Source organism: Alloprevotella rava (assembly GCF_014195585.1).
Classification (GTDB): Bacteria; Bacteroidota; Bacteroidia; order Bacteroidales; family Bacteroidaceae; genus Alloprevotella; species Alloprevotella rava.
The window spans coordinates 1-24,329 of the sequence record NZ_JACICA010000010.1; the positions used below are offsets into that span (position 1 = coordinate 1).

A 24,329-nucleotide genomic window follows, 5' to 3' on the forward strand; every position below is an offset into this window, starting at 1 on the left:
TGTAAGTATGATTTTGTTCTTTTTTCTGTTTTACTCAGAACGCCGTATCTATAAGAAAATTAACGGTTGATTTCTACAATTCTACCCGAACATGATACATTTCTGCATCTTGTTCTCTTTTTTCTTGTACTTCTCTTCTTAAAAGTTTATGTCAATTCTTTCAAAGATCACAGTTGTGCTAATCGAAAGTCTTTTTCTTTTCGAAAGCGAATGCAAAGATACGGTAGACTTTTTAATTCCACAAGCCTTTTAAAATCTTTTTTCATAAAAAATTATTTAGATATGCGTTTTGCTAATAGTGTTTTGCAAATTCATATCAAATGTTACATTTTACATATTCTTTTCTGCAATCATTGTAATACTCGTTTTTTCTAACACTTATAATAAAAGCACATTGTCCCACAGACATTATTATTATAAAAAGGCTTATATTTGCATTTAGAAAAGAATAAAATCATCCCTACTTATGAAGAAAGCATTTTTCATCCTTCTTGCAGTAATCGTAGCCATTACAAGCTGCACAAAAACAGAAGACGAAGCTGTCCCCGAAAGCGTAAAAGCAAGTATCCAAGGCAATTACTATGGTAATTCAGGAGTATTTTATGTTAAAAAAGGAATAGCAGACACATTAAGTATATATAGTACGGCTCTTGTTAATAGTGACAAGATACAGGTAGAAGGCATCGTGGTATCATCTGTAGTAGATTCCATATTTGGACGCGGCACAGCAGCAGCACAAGGAATCTCGCAGAAACCGGTGCAACTATCCTACAAATTATACAATGCTAATGCAGCCAACAACGAATACTTTCCGATGACCTATAGCTCCTCTTCTATTTCTATGAACGTAGAGAAGGACGGACAGACACATACTATCAAGATAGACTTTCATTCTTCGAGTGAAACGACAGGTTTTTTCTGGTATTTCCCTAAAAAGAATCGTTTAGATATGACTTTATTTTCTAAACAGATTTCTATGGACGGCAAGGAAGTTACTCATTTTGCATCCAAGCCCGACACTACAATGAAAGTTGAATTTCGCTTTCCCATTTCACTACAGAAAAGATGAAAAAAATTGTTTTTGCCTTGATTGCTATCGCCACACTTACGGCTTGCGGATCCAGCAAGAACATGGAAAAACTTATGGGTGCAGATCGGGACGAACACGACTGTATAGCTTCAGCAGGCTATACATGGAGTGACGCCCTTCATCAATGTATCCGAATTTGGGAAGTAGGTGAACGTTTTGAGGCTGGACAAAAACACATTTTTCTTGTTTTTGATGGCGACTCAGCGTATGCTGAAATTTTCACAGATACAAATAAAATTCTCTGCAAGCGTGATAAGACACAGCACAACCTATGGCTGTCTCGAAAAGGTACTGAGAACGTACGCATCAACAATGGTGTAACTAGCGTTTTTGTAAAGAATTACACCTACACTAAAAGCACGCAAAAGTAGAAGCAAAGAGCTGTATTCTTGCCTAAAAATCCGCAATTCTCCTCATTGGAAAATTGCGGATTTCTTATATTAACGTGAGTTCGGCGACTACATAATAACCCCAATTCGGTTTAAGAAACGCTCTTTCATGAGTTTCTTAAACCGAATTGGGGTTAACAAATATTTGCTATGTATTTTTTTAATTTATTTCCATATTCATTAACTTTGCAACAAAACCAAAAAAATGGAAGCTAAAAATATTTTCTTGCACTGGTTAAATTATTTAGATGTGCCTCATACATCATCTTTTACGGAAGAAATTTACCAAAAGCATCCATACAAGTATACCTTGTATGGCCTTTCGAAGCTGCTGGCTCTATATAAAATAGATAATGATTGTGTGCGGCTAGAAGACAAATCCACGATTCATGAACTTCCACCGCCTTTTTTGGCTAACCTTGCAGATGATTTTGTGATTGTAAAATCAATTGATCATGGTAAGATTTCGTATGACTGGTATGGTCATGACATCGTTATGTCTGAGCCGGATTTCATCCAGGGATGGTCCGGTGTTGTTCTGCTTGCTTATCCTAATAAACATTCTATAGAACCCGATTACAACAAACATAAAAAAGAGGAACTTGAGCGCAAAGGAATAATAGCGCTTATTTGGATTACATTCCTGACATTATTCCTTTGCTCATTTTTGATAAGAGATAATATTAATTTCACTGATTTATTGCTGTCCGTTTTTGAGGCGGCAACAAACCTTGGGGGACTTTACATTACTTATTTATTGCTTCTCAAACAATTGCATATAGACAGCAGCGTTGCGGACAGAATCTGTAACTCTATGAAGAAAAGCAGTTGTAATAATGTACTGGAAAGTAATGCGTCAAAATTATTAGGCAGGTTCGGTTAGAGCGAAGTAGGTGCTGCCTACTTCAGCGTCAATCTTTGTGCTTTAGCTTTGTCTCCTCAGAGTCTCCCATATCTGATGTTTTTCAGCTTTGGCTCTTTGTTCTATGTAGTTTGGAGTATTTGGTATCAGCACTTTAAAGCACATACCTGGTATCCGCTGTGCCTAATTATTCAAGGTATATTCGTTTGTAGAGAATACTATTATCGCCATAGAAAGGGCTTTACGACTTTCTGATGAGGAAAAGCAAGACTATATCCAAAAAGGAAAGGAATTGGTCAGGATAAAATATTCGACCACACGAATGCGAGAACTTTATTATAACTTGCTCTCTAACATTTAAGATAAAAGCTTATGAACAACGATAAATCACCGTTAGTAAGTGTTCTGTTACCCGTATATAATGCGGAAGAATATCTTTACGAGGCCATGGAGAGCATCCTCGCTCAAACCTATTCAAATTTTGAGGTGGTCGTAATTGACGATGGCTCATCAGATGGAAGTACCACAATCTGTATCAAAAAATATCATTATGAAGATTCATTTTTGTTTATTACTTTTTGCCTTATTACTTCCGATTAAAAGTCATTCCCAATATCGTGACATCTGCGTTATGCTGCATTTGGAAGACTCTGATACAAAGCGGCAACTGGGAAATGGATTGGCTTACGCATTCTCCAAAAATAAGGAAGGGGTGGATACGCTTACAATGATAAAGATTATGAAGGCTACTCCGGAATACATGTACTATGGTGAATTGAAAAGGAAACTTTCCGTGGGTGACACGCTTTTTGTCCGCTCTCGTTGTGAGAATTATGAAGAGGAGACGACCCCCTTTGTCATAACGCAGAAAATGATCGAGGAGACTCCTGTTAATATTGAGGGAACCGTCCGTCTTAGACGTGCGCCTAAAACATTGAGAGAGGCCACCGTCACAGCGTCAAAAATTATGATGGTTAATAAAGGTGATACCATCGTCTATAATGCCGATTACTTTCAACTGGCAGAGGGGTCAATGCTTGACGCGCTCATCAGTCAGTTGCCGGGTGTGAAACTGGAGAAAGGCGGACGCATTACCATCAATGGAAACTTCGTGAGCAGCCTGCTCATTAACGGTAAAGATTTCTTTAAGGGAGACCCGACTGTCGCATTGGAAAACCTGCCGGCATACATGGTCAACAAGGTTAAAGCTTATCAGAAGGCACCCGACAATGCTTACATCATCCGCGACAGCCTCAAGGCCAATGCTTCAGACCCTTGGGTGATTGATGTCAACCTGAAGCGTGACTACGCACAAGGCTGGATAGCCAACGCTGAATCCGGTTACGGAACCGGAAATCGCTATCTTGCACGGCTGTTCGGTCTGCGGTTCACAGACTATTCACGGCTTTCTCTTTTCACTAATTTCAACAATACGAACGACAACGGCCGCCCCGGCAGAGAAGGATCGTGGAGCAGTATAGAACCCGTCTTCGGACGTTCAGTTTCGAAGACGGGTGGCCTTTCGTATGGTACAGAGAGCAAAAACCGTAAGACCTCATTCTCTACAAACCTCACTCTGGCCTACAATAATGACGACATTCAGACCGAGAAGTCCACGGAAAGATTTCAGGCGTTCGGAAGTTCCTACGTCCGTTCACGCAATCAGGAACATCTTAGGAATACTGTTCTTAACATGGATGCCTCTTTTTCGCATTCAGCAAAGAAGGCTTATTTTTGTTGGGATAACGTCTTTTCCTATAACCATTCAAAGGATGCAGCCAACAACTACAGCGTAGAGTCGGCCGCATTGCCAACCGAAAGCTATCGCGGGGCACTGCTCGACAGTTTGTTCGTCCTGCAGAATTACGCAAAGGCTGGTGCCCTGACGAATTACAACCGAGATCTCTCAACGCAGAGCACTACCAACTGGACCTATATAAGTCTGTTCAACGCTGATATCCGCTTGCCCCATTCACGCTATATAACGCTGCAGCTCAATGGCCGCTATTCCCACGCAACGGATAAGTGGTTTTCCCGGTACGCGCTTTTCATGCCTCGGTCATCCGAGAATGGAGACTACCGGAATAAATATCAGACGACCCCGCAACATGAATATCAGTGGTGGGCCTACGCCAATGCTCCAATCTATGAGAAGAATATCGTTAGGCTTGTGGCAGCCTACACCTATCGCCAGGAATACTACTCCAACAGCCGTAATCTTTATCGTTTGGATTATTTAGGCGGCCAATGGGCCTCTGCAAACGGGTATGTCCTGGGTATGCTCCCCTCGACAGGCGACTCTCTTACACGCTGTATCGACTATGCCAATACCTTTAACAGCAACCGACACCTTTACCGTCACACCCCAGAGCTGCAAGTGCAACTGACCTTCAAGAAAGGTGCGGCACTCACTTTGCTTTTTCCAGTTAATTTTGAGCATGACGTGCTAAGCGATTTACGCATGAAAGATGTGCGCAGCCATGTCAGCAAGCACTATGTAGGTTTTGATCCAAAAATACAATTCAGTTGGAGCGGACTAAACATTGAGGCGCATAAACGGCTTGTTGCACCCGATATGACCTATCTGCTTGATGTCCGTGATGACAGCAGCCCGCTGGCAATCTATCTTGGGAACCCTACGCTCAAGGCCACCGACATCTATTCGCTTTCAACCAAATTCAGCAAGACGATTACAAAGCATGCACAAAACTATTATACAGGTGCAGGATACCATGTCCTTCATCATGCAGTGGGGCAGTCGCGGCTCTATGACAACACCTTGGGCGTAACAACATATACTCCACGAAACATCAACGGAAACTGGACGGTCAGCATCAACGGAGGCTATGCAAGAAGTCTCGATGCCAGGCAGTATTGGACCATTTCGGCAGATGCCGTGTGGAAATACGACAACAGCGTTGATTTCCTGCAAACCAACAACATCGATGCCGTGACTCGCACTTCAGTCCATAATCAAGCACTTGACGGGAACCTGGCCTTACGCTACCGTCAGAAAGCAGTAGCTCTTTCATTCGTCACTTCAGCCAAGTGGCAGCATGCCGAGAGTGAGCGTGAGGGATTCACGACCATCAACAGCCTTGACATGCTCTACGGACTCACGGCAAACGTTACGTTCCCGTGGGGTATAACGCTCAATACGGACTGCAGTCTGTACACACGTGGAGGCTACTCGGACGAGACCATGAACACCCATGAGTGGATATGGAATGCCGAACTTTCTAAATCGTTTTTAAGAAAGAAAAGCCTTGTGATCCGTCTGCTTGGTTATGACCTTTTGCACCAGCGCCACAACGTCTTGCGCACGCTGAATGCGCAAGGTCGTACAGAAACATGGTATAACACTATTCCCCGTTATGTGATGCTTACTCTTGCATATCGCTTAAGCATACAGCCTAAAAAGGCTAATCAATAGTATTGCCGCTCGTATTGGTGTCTTGTACTTTCTCATTAATTCCAATGAATAAATTTGATAAAAATAGTTTTTTGGGGTCTTGGCTAAATATAGTTCAATTTAAAACTATTCAAAATATAAAGGAAAAGTTTCCGTTTTATACCCAATTAGATGTGATGGACTGCGGCCCCGCCTGCCTTCGCATGATTGCGAAATTCTACGGTCGTCACTACTCCTTGCAGACACTGCGTGACCGCTCGTTCATTACCCGTGAGGGAGTGTCGATGCTCGGTATCAGCGACGCTGCCGAGAGCGTCGGCATGCGCACCGCCGGTATCAAGATTTCGACTGAGAAATTAGTGGAGGAAGCGATACTTCCCTGCATTCTTCATTGGCACCAAAACCACTTTGTCGTACTTTACAAGGTGAAAAGGAATCGAAAAGGAAAACTGTTTTTCTTCATAGCCGACCCCGCCTCGCGTCTTGTATGCTACGGTCAGAAAGAATTTACCCCAATTCGGTTTAAGAAACGCTCTTTCATGAGTTTCTTAAACCGAATTGGGGTTCAGAAAAAGAGCCATTATAGAAACGGTGAATGATGAACTTAAGAACATTGCACAAGTGGAGCACTCCAGACATAGATGCTTTGACAATTTCATCGTCAACTTATTAGGGGCAATTGCTGCCTATTGTCTGTTTCCAAAGAAGCCGTGCATCAATGTACAAAGGACCATTGACACACAGCTTGCATTGTTCTGATTTCGTCGAACTCACGTTAATTAGAAGAACTCTTATAAAGAATTACTTTTTCCAATCCTTATATGGATAGATACGCAGCGAAGAATTATAATACTTGCGATCGCCAGTAACTTCCGCTCCCAAAAAACTAGGGTATTCAAAGGATTCGGTTTCGCTTTTTAGTTCCACCTCTGCCACCACCAATCCATCGTTATCGCCATGAAACTCATCGACTTCAAAGACATGATTGCCGACTGGAACAAGCCAGCGCGTTTTATCTACTATCCCCGGCTCACAGAGCATCATCAGCGAGAGCGCTTCATCCTTTGTAATTTCTTTTTCAAATTCGTAGCGCGACAATCCATTATTTCGGCTTGGACCTTTAATCGTTAGAAATCCCTGTTCGTTGCGCAAACGCACACGCACGGTACGACCCTTCCCCGAACAGATATATCCCTGAATGATTCGAGAATGACTCGTGGCCAACGATTTGTAGTCGCCAGCCACGAGGAATTTACGTTCAATCTCAAGCGGCATACATCATTTTGCTAAAATTGAGAATAAAGCAAGAGATAGTACCACTATAACAATGAGACCTATAAAGATGCCATTAACAACACGGCGAGCTTGCCGTTCTTGCTGCGCATCGCGAACCCGTTTCTTTAGTTTCTTTTTTCCGCTCATAGTATAAAGGATAATAGTTAGTATTTGTTAGATATGTTTCAGTCTTTATTTTCTGTGCTGGCATATTCCATGAGATAAGCCTTGATGAAGCCATCCAATTTACCATCCATAACGCCCTGCACATCACTAGTCTGAAAACCAGTGCGATGGTCTTTCACACGGCGATCATCGAATACATAGCTTCGAATCTGGCTACCCCATTCGATTTTCTTTTTCCCTGCCTCAATAGCAGCCTGCGCCTCTCTTCTTTTCTGAAGAGCGCGATCGTAGAGCTGGGAGCGAAGGAGTCGCATAGCGTTTTCTCTGTTCTCCAGCTGCTTTCGGCTCTCTGTGTTCTCAATGAGAATTTCCTCTGTCTCGCCTGTATCAGGGTCGGTGTATTGGTAACGCAAGCGCACACCCGTTTCCACCTTGTTGACGTTCTGTCCACCAGCACCACCGCTTCGGAAGAGGTCCCAACTGATTTTGCTAGGATCTACTTCAACCTCTATATTGTCATCGACTAACGGTGTAACGAAGACGCTGGCAAAGCTGGTCATACGCTTCCCCTGTGCATTGTAGGGCGAAACACGCACCAGGCGGTGCACACCATTTTCACTCTTCAAATACCCATAGGCGTAGTCGCCTTCCATTTCGATGGTGCAAGTTTTGATACCCGCTTCATCGCCGTCTTGAAGGTTGGAAATGCGCACCTTGTAGCCATTGGCTTCTGCATAGCGCAAATACATACGCATCAGCATACTGGCCCAATCTTGCGCCTCTGTGCCTCCCGCTCCAGAATTGATTTTCAGAACGCAGTCCATACTGTCCTCTTCCTCACGAAGCATATTCTTGAGTTCGAGCGCCTCGATTGATTCTATCGTCTTAGCATAGGTAGCGTCCACTTCTTCTTCCGTGACCAGCTCCTCCTTGTAGTAATCGAACGCCAAGGCCAATTCATCGATCATCGTTTTCACTTCTTTGTAGCCCGTCACCCATTTTTCGATACTTTTGACTTTTTTCATCTGCTCTTCTGCGCGCTTAGCATCGCTCCAGAAGTCAGGGTCTTGCGTACGGATTTTTTCCTCCGCCAGCTGCATTTCTTTAGCGGGGATATCGAGGTAACGGTGGAGAGCTTCCACACGATCTTGAGTTTCTTTGAGTTGGTCTGAAGTAATCATTATTCAGTTATAAGTCGGATAAGATTCTATTTTTCTTTCTTTTATCGACTGCAAAGTTAATAAATAAAAGCCATTAGTGGGTGTATTGCGACTCGGCCCTACGATAGAGCTCTTCTATCTTTTCCGCATAGCGTTGATAAACCACATTACGTTTCACCTTGAGCGTATTTGTGAGTTCACCACTCTCCATCGTGAAAGGTTCGGGCAGCAGTACGAAATGTTTGATTTGCTCATAATGTGCCAAATCCTGTTGTAGCGTATCGATGCGATCAGCTATAAACTTCATGATTTTCGCATTCTTACACAGTTCAGCCCGCGAATTGTAGATAAGCCCTTCCTTAATGGCATATTCTTCCAACAGTTTATAATTAGGCACAATCAGTGCACTCACAAACTTACGCTTATCGGCTACGATGACACATTGCTCAATATAACGATCGATTGCCATTTTGGACTCAATCATCTGCGGCGCTATATATTTGCCATTACTTGTTTTGAAGAGGTCCTTTATGCGCTCTTTCAGATAGAGCTCACCATTTTTCATGTAGCCAGCATCACCCGTGTGAAACCAGCCATCTGCATCAATGGCAGCACGCGTTGTATTATCCTTACGATAATAGCCTGGTGTAATGGTTCGGCCACGCAGAAGAATCTCATCATTCTCGCCAAACTTTATTTCAAGACCTTTAATCATTTTTCCCACTGAGCCGATGGTCATAGGCTCGCCTTTGTGGTCGTTGCTCACCGTGGCTGTCGACTCTGTCAAGCCATAGCCCACCAGCATATAGATGCCCACAGCGTGCGCAAACTTCTCCACCTCCGGACTAACAGCAGCCCCTGCTGTGGGGAAGAAATTAGAATTTTCAAGCCCGAGCGTTTTTCGAACGAGTTTATAAATCGTACGGTCGTAGAGCTTATACTTCAAAGAAAGTCCCAGCGGAGCTGTTTTTCCTTGCGAAGCATAGTCAGCCCAATACTTCATGCCCGTATCTAAAGCATTCTGCATCAACTTACGCTCGACCAAAGAAGCTTTTGCAATCTTCTCTTGAACAGCCTGATACACTTTCTCCCAGAAGCGTGGTACTGCTGCCATACAAGTGGGGTGAACTTCCTGCATTGACTGCTGCACATCGATGGGTCGGAGATTGATAGCCAATTGTGCTCCTACACCCAGACACAAGTAAGACCATGCGCGTTCAAAAATATGGGTAAAAGGCAAAAAGTTGAGCACAACGTCCTTATCGCTAATAGGTAGGTTTTCGTCATTACGAATAGCAGCCTCATCATACATAGCATACGTCATGATAACTCCTTTGGAATTACCCGTTGTGCCACTGGTATAGAGAATATCGGCCATATCGTCGAACGAAGCTTCACTCTTGCGTAGCTCTACTTCCTTGTCGTAATCGCCCACTTCTCCCAACTGGAGGAACTCATCAAAATAGATAGAAAAACGATCTGCCTCGCGTTGGCGCACATGACGGTCAAAAATGATGACACGCTGAATGTGATTACACTGATGAATAACATCAGCCGCAGTATCGTACTGCTGTTGCTCTCCCACAAAGAGATAGCGCACTTCTGCATCGTTCATCATATAGATGACTTGAGCACCACTGGAGGTGGCATAGAAAGGAATGGTAACAGCACGGATGCCATAGCCGCCGAAAGCCACAAATAGGCTCTCGGGCTTATTCTGCGAGAAGATAGCAATGCGCTCTTGCCGCTCCACTCCGAGAGCCAATAGCGAACGACTAACAGCTGCCACTTTTGCCGAAAATTGATTCCAAGTAATCGGCAGCCAGCGATTCTGCTCATAACTGCGATAGGTCATAGCCGTACGATCGCCATATTTCTTTGCTTGCTCAGGAATGAGAACTGAAAGGTGATGTCTATTCAACATAACGCTTATATTTATTATATGCGAAGTTACATATTTTTTAGAAAAAGAGCAGAAGGAGTAAAGAAAAAGAGTTCATCAGAGTATCAAAAGTGACCTTCTTCTGCATTATAACCTCCGTACTCGCATCGGAAATACTGCCACTTTTCTTTACAGAATTGATTCACGAAAATACAGGTAATAAAGCACAGAACCTAAGGAAGAAAAAAGCAGATTATTGCAGCTAAAAATATCCTTATTGCGCTGGCTGATACAATAAGGATGTCAGCTGACGCAATAAGGATATCCGCCGACATCCTTATTGTATTTTTACCCATTCTTATTATACTGAAAAACAAGCACATACAAATCTTAAAAAGAAACAAAGAACGCCTCAACCCAAAGCTTTCCAGCAAGGCACAGGACTATCTTGAGAAAGAAAAAACGAAACGCGACAGGCCTCATGAGGCTGTCGCGTTTGAACGAAATATTTTGCGGTGGTGGCTGAACACTCTGAATGATGAGTTATCAGTCCTTGATGTAGGCTCGGATAATCATAATATCATCTAACGGGCGATTGTTTTCAGAGTTGGTAGGAACAGCCTGGATATCCTCAATCACAGGCAAGCCGCTGAATATCTCTCCGAAGACGGTGTACTGACCATCGAGATGGGGAGTACCTCCCGTGAAATAATAGAGGTCGCGGACGGAATCGGGCAAAGCTACACTGTCGCCAACGGCTTGTTGGACGCGTTGCCAACGCTTCATGAGATTTTCGGGTGTAAAGGTTGTACCCCAAACGATATAGAACTGACTACCAGCACTCCTGCGCTCGGGATTGACCTCATCGCCTTCGCGCGCCATGGCCAGTGCCCCGCGCACATGATAGTGGAGCGGACGCTTCGGGTGTCCAGCATCGGCAGTAGAGAATATTTCAGCCGGTAGCGTATAGTCTGGTCCTCCCTCCCCTATTTCTTGTGTAGCCTCCGCCTCGTTGCGGGTTTGCGGATCGCCACCTTGCACCATGAAATTGGCAATGACGCGATGGAATTTTGTTCCATTATAATAGCCCTCATTCACGAGTTTCAAGAAATTGTCGCAATGAAGGGGTGTGTCATTGAAAAGCACCACTGTGAACGGGCCTGCCGTAGTTTCGAAACGCACCTTTACGCGCTTATCACTCGCAAAAGAGAAGAGCGGCAGGAGGAGTAGGAAAAAGAGAATGCGTTGCATAGGAAATGCTGAATGGTTAGGATTCTGTTGTTATTTGGCAGCAGCAGGTTGGAGACCAGGATTCACCTTTCGCCTCTCAGGAGTTTCCCCGCTGAGTTCAGCAGGCGTGGCTTTCACGTTGTTCTTACGAGAATAACGGCTCACACTGAGAAGCACACCGATATAGAAGCTATTGATGAGCGTGGAAGTACCACCACGACTAATCATCGGCAGCGGCTGGCCTGTGACAGGGAACAACCCAACAGCCACCAGCATATTGAGAATAGCCTGACAAACTAAGAGCAAAGCAAGTCCCATGGCCAGAAAAGCGGGGAAGTTGCTTTCGCAGCGCTTGGCGATGCGTCCCGCTCGATAAAGCAGAACCACATAGAGAAACACCACCAAGAGTCCACCCCATAGGCCTGTTTCCTCAATGATAATGGCATAGATGAAATCAGAATAAGCCTGACTAAGGAAATCTCTCTCCACACTATTACCAGGCATCTTGCCCACAAAATTAGAAGAAGCAATGGCGATATTAGCATGGGCCACCTGGGCATTCTTATCAATGTCGTAATCCTCGGGCAGAATCTCTCTGTCGCTATGACTGAGTTTTGTTTCAATACGCGACTTGGCTGTTTTCATACGTCCCATACCAGGCATCTTATAGAAGGCACTATCGGAGGGAACTACTGCTACAATAGTTACAATCAAAGCTACAGAAATTGCCAAAACGCCTAAAAATTTCCCTATCTGATTCCACGGCACGCGCCCAATAATCATCATCAACAAGACAACACCCAGAAGCAACGCTCCGGTTGAGATATTATCAGATGCAATCAGAAGAACCACGGGGATGGTTATTCCAACAATGAGTTTGAAAGCATTTTTGTGTGCTCCTTTTTCGCGCTGTGTCTGTGCTAATATCAAAGCTACCGACAGAATTACTGAACCCTTTGCTAACTCCGAAGGCTGAAACTGAAAGAAACCCAAATCAATCCAACGTTGAGCCCCATTCGTGGTAGCACCAATGACCAACACGAGGAATAGGAAGAAAACGCTCAACGGATATAGAAAAATGGGGAACGCACGAAAGAAACGGCAGGGTATGGAGTGGATAAAGATGACCACCATTGTTCCAACAGCCAGGAACATGGCCTGGCTGGTAAGCGGAACCCAAAAGCTGCCGTTTTTGTATGCCAACGAACTACCCGCACTATACACTTCCACCAAAGAAATGACGCAGAGGAAGAAATATATAATCCAAATGACGGGATCGCCCTTAAAGAGGTTCTTGATTTTATTCACAATCTGTAATGACTAAAGGTTGAACTTTGTTAGGTCAATTCTCTTACGCGTGCCTTGAATTGCTCGCCGCGGTCTTCCATATTACGGAAGAGATCGAAACTAGCGCAACAGGGGGAGAGCAACACCGTATCACCCTTTTGAGCCAAACGGGCGCAGGCTTTCACGCAATCGGCCATAGAATGGGTATCTTCTACGGGCAAACCGAAACCATCGAAGAAATCGTGGAGTTTCTTATTATCGGCACCGAGATAAACAAGGGCGCGACATTTTGTCTTGACCAATTCGGCAATTTCATTGTAGTCGTTGCCCTTATCCTTACCTCCGATAATGAGTACCGTAGGGGTTCGCATAGCAGCAAGCGCCCAGTAGCAAGCATCCACGTTGGTAGCTTTGGAATCGTTTATATAATGTACGCCATCAACGTCGCAAACTTTCTCCAAACGATGCTCCACACCAGGAAAATCACTCAAACCTTCGCGCACCACTTCAGGAGCTACGCCGGCAGAGAGAGTGGCAAGCGCTCCAGCCATAGAATTACGGAGGTTGTGCAGACCTGGCAAAGAGAGTTCATCGACATCCATCTGAAAAGAAAGAGGTTGCGAGATTTTTAGTAGGTTATTTTCCTCATAAGCCACAGCCTCTGCTTTCGGCATATCGCTAAACTCAAGCATACGCGCTGGCGAGTTGTATTTATGAAGTTCGTTGGGAATCCATTCGTCCTGCGCCCAATAGATGAAAGTATCTTCCGGCCGCTGATTCTGCAAGATGCGCATCTTAGAATTGACATAGTTTTGCATCTTAAAGTCGTAACGATCGAGATGGTCAGGCGTAATATTAAGAAGAACCGCAATATCGGCGCGGAAGTCGTACATATTGTCTAACTGGAAAGAGCTAAGTTCAATCACATACCAGTCGTGTTTTCCCTCGGCCACTTGCAGCGCAAAGCTCTTACCAATGTTGCCAGCCAACCCTACGTTGTAGCCAGCCTTCTGCAGGATGTGATAGATGAGAGAGGTGGTAGTGGTCTTTCCGTTTGAGCCCGTGATACATATCGTTTTAGCGTTGGTATAGCGCCCAGCAAATTCTATCTCGGAAATAACGGGAATGCCAGCAGCCTTTACTTGCAGAACCATTGGTGCAGTATCGGGAATACCAGGACTCTTTACCACTTCGTCGGCGTTCAGTATCAACGCTTCGGTATGATGCCCTTCTTCCCAAGGCAGACCATAGCTGTCGAGGAGTTTCTTATAACTATCTTTTATCGTTCCCATATCGGAAACAAAAACGTCGTATCCTTTCTTTTGGGCCAATACGGCAGCACCCACGCCACTTTCGGCGGCTCCCAATACAACTAAACGCATCGTCGTAAACAATTTATACTTGTTGCAGTTTTTATCGAATCTTCAAAGTAATGATAGTGGCAGCAGCTAATAGGATTGTTGTAATCCAGAAGCGCACCGTGATTTTGCTTTCGTGCCAAGCTCCGTGCGGCCAATTTTTGAACACATAAGAACATTTCGGATCAAGCTGTGAGGGCAATACACGGAAATTGTCGTGAATGGGTGTACGCTTGAAGATGCGCTGAACAAGCCCTTTCCGTTTTCCCAGCTTGAAATACTCCACTTGCAGAATGACGCTCAAACTTTCCACAAAGAAAATGAAGCACAGAATGGGGAGTAATAGTTCCTTGTGAATGATAATGGCCATCACACCAATGACTCCGCCTATGGCAAGCGAGCCTGTGTCGCCCATAAAGACTTGAGCGGGATAAGCATTGTACCAAAGGAAACCGATAAGCGCTCCAACCATGGCGCAAATGAACACCACCAATTCTTCCGAGCCAGGAATGAACATGATATTTAAGTAGCCGGCTAACTGAATATGACTGGACACATAAGCTAATATGCCCAATGCGATACAGATAATGGCGGAGTTTCCAGCAGCCATACCGTCCATGCCATCATTAAGATTCGCGCCGTTGGAAACTGCCGTTATCACAAAAACAGTAATGATAACGAAAAGAATCCAACCTGCAGCCTGCTTGTGTTCTCCCAAGAAAGAAGTGACCTGCGCATAGTCGAAGTTATTGCCTTTGACAAACGGAATGGTGGTTTGCGTAGATTTTACGGGCTGACTCTTATGGGTGACAACTGTTACATTATTAACGGTGCGCGTCTCTACATTTTCGTGTATTACGGCATCCGGACTAAAATAGAGCGTAAGACCAATGGCAAGACTAACCAACACCTGCCCCACTATCTTATAGCGACCAGATAACCCTTCCTTGTTTTTCTTGAAAATTTTGATGTAATCGTCCCAAAATCCCAATAGGCCGAACCATACGAGGGAAACGATCATCATTATCATATAAATATTGCGCAAACGCCCTAATAGTAAAGCGGGTACAAGCGTCGCAACGATGATTATGATACCTCCCATTGAGGGTACATTGAGCTTCTGCACACCGAAGGGGTCGATGCTGGCGTCGCGCTGCGTCTCACTGATATTGTGGCGCTTCATCCAACGAATGAAGTATTCTCCAAACCAAGCAGAGATAACCAAAGCCAACATCAGAGCTAGCAGGGAGCGGAAGGAGATGTAGCCCCACATGGCTGAACCTGGGACACCATAATTTTCTAAAAAGCGAAAGAGATAGTACAACATAATGATTCTATTCTTTTTGCGGTTTTTTCATAGATTTATTCTAAACCAAAAGCGGCACGGATCTCCTCGTGATCATCGAAATGATGCTTCACGCCTTTGATTTCTTGATAGGGTTCGTGACCTTTTCCTGCCACGAGGATAACATCCCCCGGTTGCGCCATCATAGCTGCGGCACGAATGGCTTCGCGGCGATCTACGATAGAGATCACTTTCTTCTTCTGTTCCGCATCAAGGCCAGCAAGCATATCGTTGATGATAACTTGCGGATCTTCAAAGCGGGGATTGTCGCTCGTGATGATAACTCTGTCGCTTCGGTTGGCTGCTTCTTGCGCCATCAAGGGACGTTTGCCTGCATCGCGATTACCTCCAGCTCCACACACAGTAATGACGCTGGCTTTGCCCTTTACTATTTCGTTAATGGTAGTAAGCACATTGATAAGTGCATCGGGCGTATGAGCATAATCGACAATTGCGCTGACACCCTCCTTTGAGCGGATGGCTTCGAAACGACCATTGACAGGATGAAGAGTAGACATCACGCGCAGCACCTCTTGCGGCTCTTTGCCCAGCATAACGGCAGCACCATAAACAGCCAGCAGGTTGCTCACGTTGAAACGACCAATGAAGCGCACGCTTACTTCGCGACCATCAATATCGAGAAGCATCCCCTCAAGGGATTCCTCGAGGATGCGCCCCTTGAAGTCGGCAACTGTGCGAGTGGAATAAGTTTTAATGATAGCTTTAGTGTTCTGAACCATCACCATACCATTGCGGTCGTCAGCATTGGTAATAGCAAAAGCGTCTTTATCAAGTCCGTCGAAGAACATTTTCTTTGCATCGCGATAGTTCTCGAAGGTTTTGTGATAATCCAGATGATCGCGCGTAAGATTGGTAAAGAGTGCTCCCACAAAGTGAAGTCCGCCGATACGCTTCTGCTGAATGGCGTGAGAAGAGCACTCCATAAAAGCATATTCGCATCCAGCCTCAACCATACTCGCCAAAAGTTCGTTGAGCGTAATAGGGTCAGGCGTGGTATGGTCGGCAGGCACTGCTTGGTCGTCGATATAATTGCATACAGTAGAGCAAAGTCCCACCTTATGACCGAAAGCTCGATACATATTATAGAGAACCGTGGCAATAGTCGTCTTGCCATTTGTTCCCGTCACACCAACCAGTTGCAACTTGCGACTAGGGTCGCCGAAAAACTGCGTAGCCACTTTTCCGACGGCATATTCTGTGTCAGCAACGCGAACGTAAGTCACGCCCTCCAACAGTTCAGCAGATAACTCATTGCTTTGCAATACGGCAACAGCTCCCAACTCGAGAGCCTTAGATATAAAGACGTGACCATCAGTCTGCGTTCCTTTCACAGCAATGAAGAGATCTCCTTTCTTCACTTTGCGAGAGTCCATCTGTACGCCAGTAATCTCTATGTCCATATTCCCCTTCGTTTCAAGAGGCTGAACTTTTACTAAAACGTCGGTAAGTTTCATATCTTCTTATTTTTTCTTTTTGTCGGTTGTCTTCTTATCTTTCGAAGAGGAGGTTGTAGAAGTTTTCGACTTAGTTGTCGTTTCCTTCGATTGATTTGTTTTGCCTTTTGGATTTGCAGTCTGCTCCTTTGTCTTTGCCGTATTGTCTTTCGGCTTCAACGCTTGCTCCTTAGGCTTATTTTTCTTGTTCTTATCCTTGGAAGAGCTGTCGGGCTGATTCTTCTCTTTGGGCTTAACAATAGCCTCTTTTTTTTCTTTCTTATTGCTTTGTTCCTTCTTGGGGGCAGATGGCGTAGGCTTCTCTGTAGGAGAAATCGGTTTCTTCACAGAGGAAGACGTTGTAGCAGGCGTTTGTTCTGTTTGACTAGAGCGTTGCACACTGTCTTGTTCACTCTGTTCTTGCTGAGCGTGCAGCTCATCGAGCTTACGCAGACTATCAATCTGCGCCACATTATCCTTTTCATCACCCAGTACTAGAGAAATGGTTTCGCCCTTCTTGAAATTATAACCAGGAAGCAGACTTTGACCAGTTACACGCCCCACTCCAACAACACGCACTTTCAAGCCCATTTGCTCCAAGCGGAAGAGGGCATCGCGCAAACCATAGCCGCGCAGGTCAGGGATAGCGTTGGAAGCTGTTACTGTGCGGTCGAGCGCAACACCATCATGCAGCGTATTAGAAGTACCCCATACTATACTTTCATTTTCTCTGGCAAAACTATTACGCGCCTTCACTTTCAGCTCATCCAACACGTGCTGGGCGGCAACAATATCGCCAGAACATACAACGGGGGAAGCTACATTGTTTGTATCGCGCGCGGTTCTATAGTCGGACTTACGGTCGAGCGCCATCACACTTTCAGCCACTCGTTTAAAGACAGGGCAACAATCGATAGCTCCACCTGCAACGCCATCCTTATTCACACAAACAATCATGGAATACTTAGGATTCTCAAAGGGGAAGAAACCGGCAAAAGAAACGAGATAAGCCGTTGTTCTTCCGTTGGATGTCCAGACCTGTGCCGTACCCGTTTTTCCAGCTATAGACACAAGCTTTGATGCAGCTTTCTTACCCACACCGAGCGTCACAACTTCGCGCAAACAGGTTTGCACATCACGCACCGCCTCGTCTTTGGCCATGTGCTCTCGCTGCACAATGGGCTCAAAAGTTTGTACGGGTTCGCCATTATTAAGAATCGCTTTCACAAAACGCGGCCTCATCATCTTACCATTGTTGGCAATACCATTATAGAAAGCCAGGGTGGAGATGGGGGGAATTTGCGTTACATAGCCGATACTCATCCAAGGGAGGTCAGTCTTTGCCCAATACTCTCCTTTCTGCCTCGGCCCTACGATGCGCGGTTTGGCATAGCCAGGAATAGGCAGGTGCAGGTCATCGCCCACGCCCGTATTCATAATACCGTCTACAAACTTCTCTGGCTGGTTGCGATAGAACTTATCAATAAAATAACTCACACCAACATTGGAGGAGTATTGGATACACTGACGCGCCACCATACTGCCGTATCCGCCAGAGCGCCAGTTGTGGTCTTTCATCTTACGACCATACATCTCAACAACGCCTCCTCCCACATAAACGGGGTCATTGATATGGAGGTAGCCATCATTGAACGCCACGAGAAAGGACATCGGCTTAAATACAGAACCTGGCTCCATGAGGTTACTAACGGCTTTGTTCTGTATCTCCATAAATGAGCCGTCGCCAAGTTGCGTCAAACTACTAATGGCTTTCACATCGCCCGTGGCTACTTCCATCAAGATGCAAACGCCAAAATGCACTTTGCCGTTATTTTGTGCTTTGATATGCTTGAGCTGGTCGCGAAGAGCTGTTTCACAAATATCCTGCATGTGCACATTGAGTGTGGTTTGCACATCATAGCCGTTTTGAGCTGGCTGATCCACAATACTCAAATAGCGATCGAGCACTTTCTGTCGATGATAACGCCCTGGAACTCCGCGCAAAGTCTTATCAAAATAAAGTTCCAAACCACTGCGCGCCGAATCTTTCCCTTTATAAAGGTCGCCCACTGTGCGAATGGCCAGATTTCCATAAGGATTCTTACGTGTCTCAATTTTTTCTACATGAAAACCGCCGTAATAATCTGGCTTACAGAATACGGGTAATTGCTTCACACGACGATATTCGATATAAGAAACACGACGTTTCAGCACAGGCCAATTCATGCGCTGTTTTTCTCGCCCTTCCGCCAGATGTTTTTTCATCTTAGCAGGCTCTACATCGGGAAAAATTTCGTGTAAGCCTTGACAAATTTCATCAATGTGATTCTGCAGTAATGTATCTCGACGAAACTGGTCTTTGATGCGGCGTGCCGAATCCTTTTCGGACGACATAAAGTCGAAAAACATCTTATATTCTGGAATAGAAGCCGCAAGGAGCTCCCCATTGTCAGAGAGAATATCACCACGCGTAGGACGCAGCACTTTATTTTCCTTCCTAAAACGTTCTGCTACAGCCATCCAATAGGGCTTCTTGACGGTCATGATATAAGTGGCCTTACCTATAATAAGCAGACCTACCAACGTCAGAATAATGGCTATCGCGGAATAACGCGGAATCACTTTATCTTTTGGAAAATTCATTGTGCTGTGTCCTCTCCTGTTACGGGCAAGGAATAGATGGGATCAGTAGATACTTTTAGAGTAGTGTCAGAGAGATGCTCTTCGACAACACTTGGACGTGTCAATTCTTTGAGCTGACTGGAGATGGTCAGTGCCTTGTAGCGGCGATCAAGCAAGGTGTCTTCCAGTTTGGTAGATTCAATCATCTCTTTTTGACAGGCATAACGATTGCTAATATAGAAGATACACATCACCACAATCAGCACGATAAACCAAAACTGACGGCGAAACCAGCCACTGGCTAAAATATCACCGCCCAACACTGTGCGCAACGACACATTGGTGTGCTCATCGTCTTTCTCAGAAGTGAGGGTACGCAAAACTTTGCGCGCTTCAACATCAGCAGCACGATCTTCTTTCTCTTCGCGTTGTTTTCTTTCTTCGCGAAGCGTTTCAGCATCGAGGCTTTGTTCTTTTTTCTGCTGCATGTCTTTATCGTTAGACATAGATTTTTCGTTTTTTATGAGAGAATAGTACGGTGTAGAAAAGTTGAGTAGAGCTAACAAGAAATCAGTTTTTTCGCTTTTTTACTCCAGTTCCACTTTTTCAGCTATTCTCAATTTAGCACTACGGCTGCGGGGATTGCGCTCTTGCTCGTCAGTATCGGGGATGATAACTTTATTATTGACGGGACGAAGAGGAGAAAGGCGATTACCAAAGAAATCCTCTTCCACCTTTCCTTCGGCATTGCCCGAGCGCATATAGTTCTTCACCATACGATCTTCCAACGAGTGGTACGTCAACACCACAAGACGACCGCCGGGGTTAAGGCAACTGATAGCTGCATCCAGCATTTCGTGGAGAGCTTCCATCTCGTGGTTCACCTCGATGCGCAGTGCTTGAAACACTTTTGCCAAATCTTTTTTCTCACGATTGATTCCAATGAGTGGACGCACCAGTGTGATAAGATCATTCACAGTGACTATGGGATGGTCCGCCCTACTCTTTGCTATGGCATTGGCCAAGCGGCGACCATTTTTCAGTTCGCCATACAGCCAGAACAGGCGAGCAAGTTCTTCTTCCGAATAGCGATTACAAATATCGGCAGCTGTCATTCCGTCGCGCCCATTCATACGCATATCGAGCGGAGCATCGAAGCGAAACGAAAAACCGCGGGATTCATCATCGAAATGATGAGAAGAAACGCCCAAATCGGCCAACAAACCATCAATGCCCTCCACGCCATAATAGCGCATCCAATTACGAAGATAGCGGAAATTACTACGAACGAAAGTAAACTTTTGCTCATCCGCAGGGATATTTTGCTCGGCATCCGCATCTTGGTCGAAACCATACAAATGACCTTTAGGACCCAGCCGGCTGAGAATCTCGCGACTGTGTCCACCGCCACCAAAAGTAACATCTACATAGATGCCTTCGGGGCTGATTTGAAGTCCGTCAACACTCTCTTTTAAGAGAACAGGGACATGATATCCAGGAGCCGTAACTATCATAGCGGTGTAGACATTAATTGCTGTAAAGACTCTGTGAAATTGTCCGCACTGAGAAACGGCTCGACAGTGCGAGCAGCATCCCAAAGTTCGATGCGATCGTCAAGACCTAAAAAGACAGCTTTACGCTCTTCGCCCAGCAAAGCCTGAAAACGACGTGGCACAATGAAGCGCCCATTAGCATCGAGACTAAACACCTCGACATCGCTCAGAAATTGCCGAAACAGCATTGCCTCTTTCGGATTCCAACGATTCAAACGATTGCGCAACTCAGCCACTTCTTGTTCCCAGGAGCTATAGGGATAGATGACTAAGCAGGGCTGGTAAACATCCTGCTTGAGCACATAACGCTGCTCTCCCCCCTCGGCTTCGGCCTGACGGCGGAATTCGGCGGGAAAGAACAGACGCCCTTTTGCGTCCATCTTTGCCTGAATTTTCCCAGAGAATTGCATGACTGAATGAATCTTTCCGCAAAAGTAAGGACTTTTCCCCACATTTCCCCACTTTATCTTAAAAAATCTTTTATCAAGCTAATAATTAAAATCTTAGCCTCTCACCATTAAAGCCCTACTTTTCAATATAGAGGCTACAAAATCACTAAAAAAGGTAAAGAAGAAGTGTATGCTCATTGTTCAGGTTCCTCATCGTGCATGCCACTACAATAAGGGTGCGAGCTGACAGAATAAGGCTGTCAGCTGATAGCCTCTTATTGTATTCTCAAACGCAATAAGGATACGGACAACAACAAATGTACAAGAGGACACAACAAGAGATGATGCTTCTGAAGCTTTTTAGGAGGCGCTATGAAAAGAGAAAGCACAGAAAAGCCTCCTTACTTTTGAAGGTAAGGAGGCTTATTATGGGGAGATTCCCAAAGGAGTCTTTTATTTGAGAAGACGAGCAGAGAGTTTCTCCAGCATATCCTGCGTCATCGAATCGAGATCGAAAGAGGGGTTCCAATCCCACTCTGTGCGCGCAGCTGAATCGTCGAGGCTGTTGGGCCAGCTATTGGCAATACTCTGCTTGAGCGGATCTACATTGTACTCTATCTCAAACGCCGGACGATACTTCTTGATTGCTGCAAAAATCTCTTCGGGTGCGAAACTCATTGAGGCAATATTGAAGCCGTTGTAGTGGACAAGGCGACTGCCATCAGCTTCCATCAACTGAACGCAGGCGTTGAGGGCATCGGGCATGTACATCATGTCCATATAAGTGCCTTGTGCGATGGGACAAACAAACTTCTCGCCGCGCACAGCACTGTAGTAGATATCAACGGCATAGTCGGTAGTGCCACCTCCTGGAGGAGTCACGTTGGAAATCAAGCCCGGGAAGCGAACGCTGCGGGTTTCGATGCCATACTTGCGATGGTAGTAGTCGCTGAGCAATTCAGTAGTAACTTTACTCACGCCGTAGATGGTGCGCGGACGTTGAATAGTATCCTGCGGAGTTTGATCTGCAGGAGTTTCAGGGCCGAAGCTACCAATAGAACTAGGAGTGAAGACGAAGCAGTTGTGCTGACGCGCCACTTCGAGCACCTTTATGAGACCATCGATACCGATATGCCACGCCAAGAGGGGCTTGTGTTCAGCCACAACAGAGAGCAGAGCTGCAAGGTTATAGATCGCGTCGATGTTATACTTCGTCACGATGCGCTCAATGGCTTCTCCGTCCGTAACGTCGCAAACTTCGGCGGGGCCGCTTTCAGCCAGTTCGCCCTTAGGTTCTGCACCTACGATATAGCCAGCCACAACGTGGTCGTTGCCATAGATGCTACGCAACTTCATTGTGAGTTCTGAGCCAATTTGGCCCGTTGCTCCAATCACGAGAATATTCTTCATGATTACGAATACTTATATTTGGTTTGTTTGAGTTATATGTTTTCTAACAGAAAGAAGTATTACTACTTACATTTTGCCATGCAAAGGAAATCTTTTTTTCTGAAATTAGCAACTAAGCACTTGATAAATTCGGAAAAACTTATTTACTTTGTGTCGAAAATAGAAACACTGTTGGAACAAATCATCTAACATATAAATTCCAAATTACTATGTACGGTAAACTTCAAGAACATCTGCAAAAGTCTTTGCAGAATCTTAAGGACGCTGGCCTCTACAAGACTGAACGTCTCATTGAAAGCCCGCAGGCAGCTGCTATTCAGGTGGGCGGAAAAGAAGTGCTCAACTTCTGCGCTAACAACTATCTGGGTTTGAGCAATCATCCGCGTCTCATTCAGGCTGCAAAGGATATGATGGATCGCCGCGGCTACGGTATGTCTAGCGTGCGCTTCATCTGTGGTACGCAGGATGTTCACAAAGAACTCGAAGCTGCTATTAGCGACTTCTTCAAAACAGAAGACACTATCCTCTACGCTGCTTGCTTCGATGCTAACGGCGGACTCTTTGGTAGTTTCCTCACGCAAGAGGACGCTATTATCTCCGACGCTCTCAACCACGCTTCCATCATTGACGGTGTGCGCCTCTGCAAGGCTGTGCGCTATCGCTACGCCAACGGCAATATGGAAGAATTGGAAAACTGCTTGAAAGAAGCTCAAGCTCAACGCTTCCGCATCATCTGCACCGATGGCGTATTCTCCATGGACGGTAATGTAGCTCCGATGGATAAGATCTGCGACTTGGCTGAAAAGTATGACGCACTCGTTATGGTGGACGAAAGCCACTCGGCTGGCGTTGTGGGCAAAACGGGTCACGGCGTGAGCGAGTTCTACGACACTTACGGACGTGTAGACATCTACACAGGCACACTGGGCAAGAGCTTCGGTGGCGCTGTGGGTGGTTTCACTACGGGTCGTAAAGAAATCATTGATATGCTCCGCCAGAGCAGTCGTCCGTATCTTTTCTCCAACTCTATTCCTCCTTCAGTGGTAGGTGCAGGTATTGAGACTTTCAAGATGCTCAAGGAGAGCAATGAGATTCACGACCACCTCGTGGAGAACGTCAACTACTTCCGCGACAAAATGCTCGCTGCAGGTTTCGACATCAAGCCCACACAAAGTGCCATTTGTGCAGTGATGCTCTACGATGCTCCACTAAGCCAGAAATTTGCTGCTGCATTGCAGGAAGAAGGTATCTTCGTAACGGGCTTCTTCTATCCCGTAGTGCCGAAGGGCGAAGCACGTATCCGCGTTCAGATTTCAGCGGGTCACACTCGCGAACAGCTCGACAAATGTATCAATGCTTTCATCAAAATTGGTAAAGAACTCAATGTGCTGAAATAAACTGACCGACTGAGGTGCAAACGCATTCTCAAAATCCAAATAACAAGGGCTGCCCCACAAGGAGCAGCCCTTATTTTTACATCACCAA

At 45.4% G+C, this 24,329-nt stretch carries 19 protein-coding genes and 2 pseudogenes; 8 read left to right on the forward strand and 13 right to left on the reverse strand.

Annotated elements, in window-relative coordinates; genetic code table 11:
- The first annotated feature begins 466 nt into the window (after window positions 1–466).
- The 7 genes and pseudogenes from FHS60_RS08210 to FHS60_RS08240 all read left to right on the forward strand — a co-directional run.
- Entirely contained in the window at window positions 467–1,069 is a 603-nt protein-coding gene (locus tag FHS60_RS08210; protein ID WP_183697513.1) for a DUF4840 domain-containing protein, read from the forward strand.
- The gene (locus FHS60_RS08215) at window positions 1,066–1,461 is read left to right on the forward strand and encodes a membrane lipoprotein lipid attachment site-containing protein (protein ID WP_183697516.1); all 396 of its coding nucleotides are present in this window, start codon (window positions 1,066–1,068) and stop codon (window positions 1,459–1,461) included. Before FHS60_RS08210 ends, FHS60_RS08215 begins: the two co-directional genes overlap by 4 nt.
- Window positions 1,462–1,684: 223 nt before the next feature.
- Window positions 1,685–2,362: a hypothetical protein gene (locus FHS60_RS08220; protein ID WP_183697519.1), complete on the forward strand. Its 678-nt coding sequence runs from the start codon at window positions 1,685–1,687 to the stop codon at window positions 2,360–2,362.
- A 351-nt stretch (window positions 2,363–2,713) separates the two neighbouring features.
- Window positions 2,714–2,941: a glycosyltransferase family 2 protein gene (locus FHS60_RS08225; protein ID WP_183697522.1), complete on the forward strand. Its 228-nt coding sequence runs from the start codon at window positions 2,714–2,716 to the stop codon at window positions 2,939–2,941.
- Window positions 2,892–5,774 (forward strand): porin family protein, encoded by a 2,883-nt coding sequence (locus FHS60_RS08230; RefSeq protein WP_183697525.1) that lies wholly within the window; start codon window positions 2,892–2,894, stop codon window positions 5,772–5,774. Before FHS60_RS08225 ends, FHS60_RS08230 begins: the two co-directional genes overlap by 50 nt.
- Before the next feature lie 116 nt (window positions 5,775–5,890).
- A pseudogene (locus FHS60_RS10370) lies at window positions 5,891–6,262 on the forward strand (cysteine peptidase family C39 domain-containing protein); the annotation flags it as partial.
- Between the two features lie 58 nt (window positions 6,263–6,320).
- Window positions 6,321–6,512: pseudogene (locus FHS60_RS08240) on the forward strand (transposase); the annotation flags it as partial.
- A gap of 42 nt (window positions 6,513–6,554) precedes the next feature.
- Here FHS60_RS08240 and FHS60_RS08245 read toward each other — a convergent pair.
- The 13 genes from FHS60_RS08245 to FHS60_RS08305 form a co-directional block, all read right to left on the reverse strand.
- Window positions 6,555–7,028, reverse strand: coding sequence for a CYTH domain-containing protein (locus FHS60_RS08245; protein ID WP_183697531.1), 474 nt, complete (start codon window positions 7,026–7,028; stop codon window positions 6,555–6,557).
- A gap of 185 nt (window positions 7,029–7,213) precedes the next feature.
- Window positions 7,214–8,335: a peptide chain release factor 2 gene (gene prfB, locus FHS60_RS08250; RefSeq protein WP_183697535.1), complete on the reverse strand. Its 1,122-nt coding sequence runs from the start codon at window positions 8,333–8,335 to the stop codon at window positions 7,214–7,216.
- A 73-nt stretch (window positions 8,336–8,408) separates the two neighbouring features.
- Entirely contained in the window at window positions 8,409–10,238 is a 1,830-nt protein-coding gene (locus FHS60_RS08255) for an AMP-dependent synthetase/ligase (RefSeq protein WP_183697538.1), read from the reverse strand.
- A 504-nt stretch (window positions 10,239–10,742) separates the two neighbouring features.
- The gene (locus FHS60_RS08260) at window positions 10,743–11,447 is read right to left on the reverse strand and encodes a peptidylprolyl isomerase (protein WP_183697541.1); all 705 of its coding nucleotides are present in this window, start codon (window positions 11,445–11,447) and stop codon (window positions 10,743–10,745) included.
- Window positions 11,448–11,477: 30 nt separating this feature from the next.
- Window positions 11,478–12,734 (reverse strand): FtsW/RodA/SpoVE family cell cycle protein, encoded by a 1,257-nt coding sequence (locus FHS60_RS08265; RefSeq protein WP_009347772.1) that lies wholly within the window; start codon window positions 12,732–12,734, stop codon window positions 11,478–11,480.
- Between the two features lie 29 nt (window positions 12,735–12,763).
- Complete coding sequence (gene murD, locus FHS60_RS08270) at window positions 12,764–14,095, reverse strand: UDP-N-acetylmuramoyl-L-alanine--D-glutamate ligase (RefSeq protein WP_183697544.1); 1,332 nt, start codon at window positions 14,093–14,095, stop codon at window positions 12,764–12,766.
- 31 nt (window positions 14,096–14,126) lie between these two features.
- Window positions 14,127–15,398, reverse strand: a complete 1,272-nt coding sequence (locus FHS60_RS08275; RefSeq protein ID WP_183697547.1) for a phospho-N-acetylmuramoyl-pentapeptide-transferase — start codon at window positions 15,396–15,398, stop codon at window positions 14,127–14,129.
- 35 nt (window positions 15,399–15,433) lie between these two features.
- Complete coding sequence (locus FHS60_RS08280; protein WP_183697550.1) at window positions 15,434–16,891, reverse strand: UDP-N-acetylmuramoyl-L-alanyl-D-glutamate--2,6-diaminopimelate ligase; 1,458 nt, start codon at window positions 16,889–16,891, stop codon at window positions 15,434–15,436.
- A 6-nt stretch (window positions 16,892–16,897) separates the two neighbouring features.
- Complete coding sequence (locus FHS60_RS08285; RefSeq protein WP_183697552.1) at window positions 16,898–19,513, reverse strand: penicillin-binding transpeptidase domain-containing protein; 2,616 nt, start codon at window positions 19,511–19,513, stop codon at window positions 16,898–16,900.
- Window positions 19,510–19,998: an FtsL-like putative cell division protein gene (locus FHS60_RS08290; RefSeq protein WP_009347767.1), complete on the reverse strand. Its 489-nt coding sequence runs from the start codon at window positions 19,996–19,998 to the stop codon at window positions 19,510–19,512. Before FHS60_RS08290 ends, FHS60_RS08285 begins: the two co-directional genes overlap by 4 nt.
- A gap of 81 nt (window positions 19,999–20,079) precedes the next feature.
- Entirely contained in the window at window positions 20,080–21,006 is a 927-nt protein-coding gene (gene rsmH / locus FHS60_RS08295; RefSeq protein WP_183697555.1) for a 16S rRNA (cytosine(1402)-N(4))-methyltransferase RsmH, read from the reverse strand.
- Entirely contained in the window at window positions 21,003–21,455 is a 453-nt protein-coding gene (locus FHS60_RS08300; RefSeq protein WP_183697558.1) for a division/cell wall cluster transcriptional repressor MraZ, read from the reverse strand. Before FHS60_RS08300 ends, rsmH begins: the two co-directional genes overlap by 4 nt.
- A 432-nt stretch (window positions 21,456–21,887) precedes the next feature.
- Window positions 21,888–22,844, reverse strand: a complete 957-nt coding sequence (locus tag FHS60_RS08305) for an NAD-dependent epimerase/dehydratase family protein (protein WP_183697561.1) — start codon at window positions 22,842–22,844, stop codon at window positions 21,888–21,890.
- 209 nt (window positions 22,845–23,053) lie between these two features.
- Here FHS60_RS08305 and kbl point away from each other — a divergent pair, with 209 nt between their 5' ends.
- Window positions 23,054–24,241, forward strand: a complete 1,188-nt coding sequence (gene kbl / locus FHS60_RS08310; RefSeq protein WP_009347762.1) for a glycine C-acetyltransferase — start codon at window positions 23,054–23,056, stop codon at window positions 24,239–24,241.
- Window positions 24,242–24,329 lie beyond the last annotated feature (88 nt).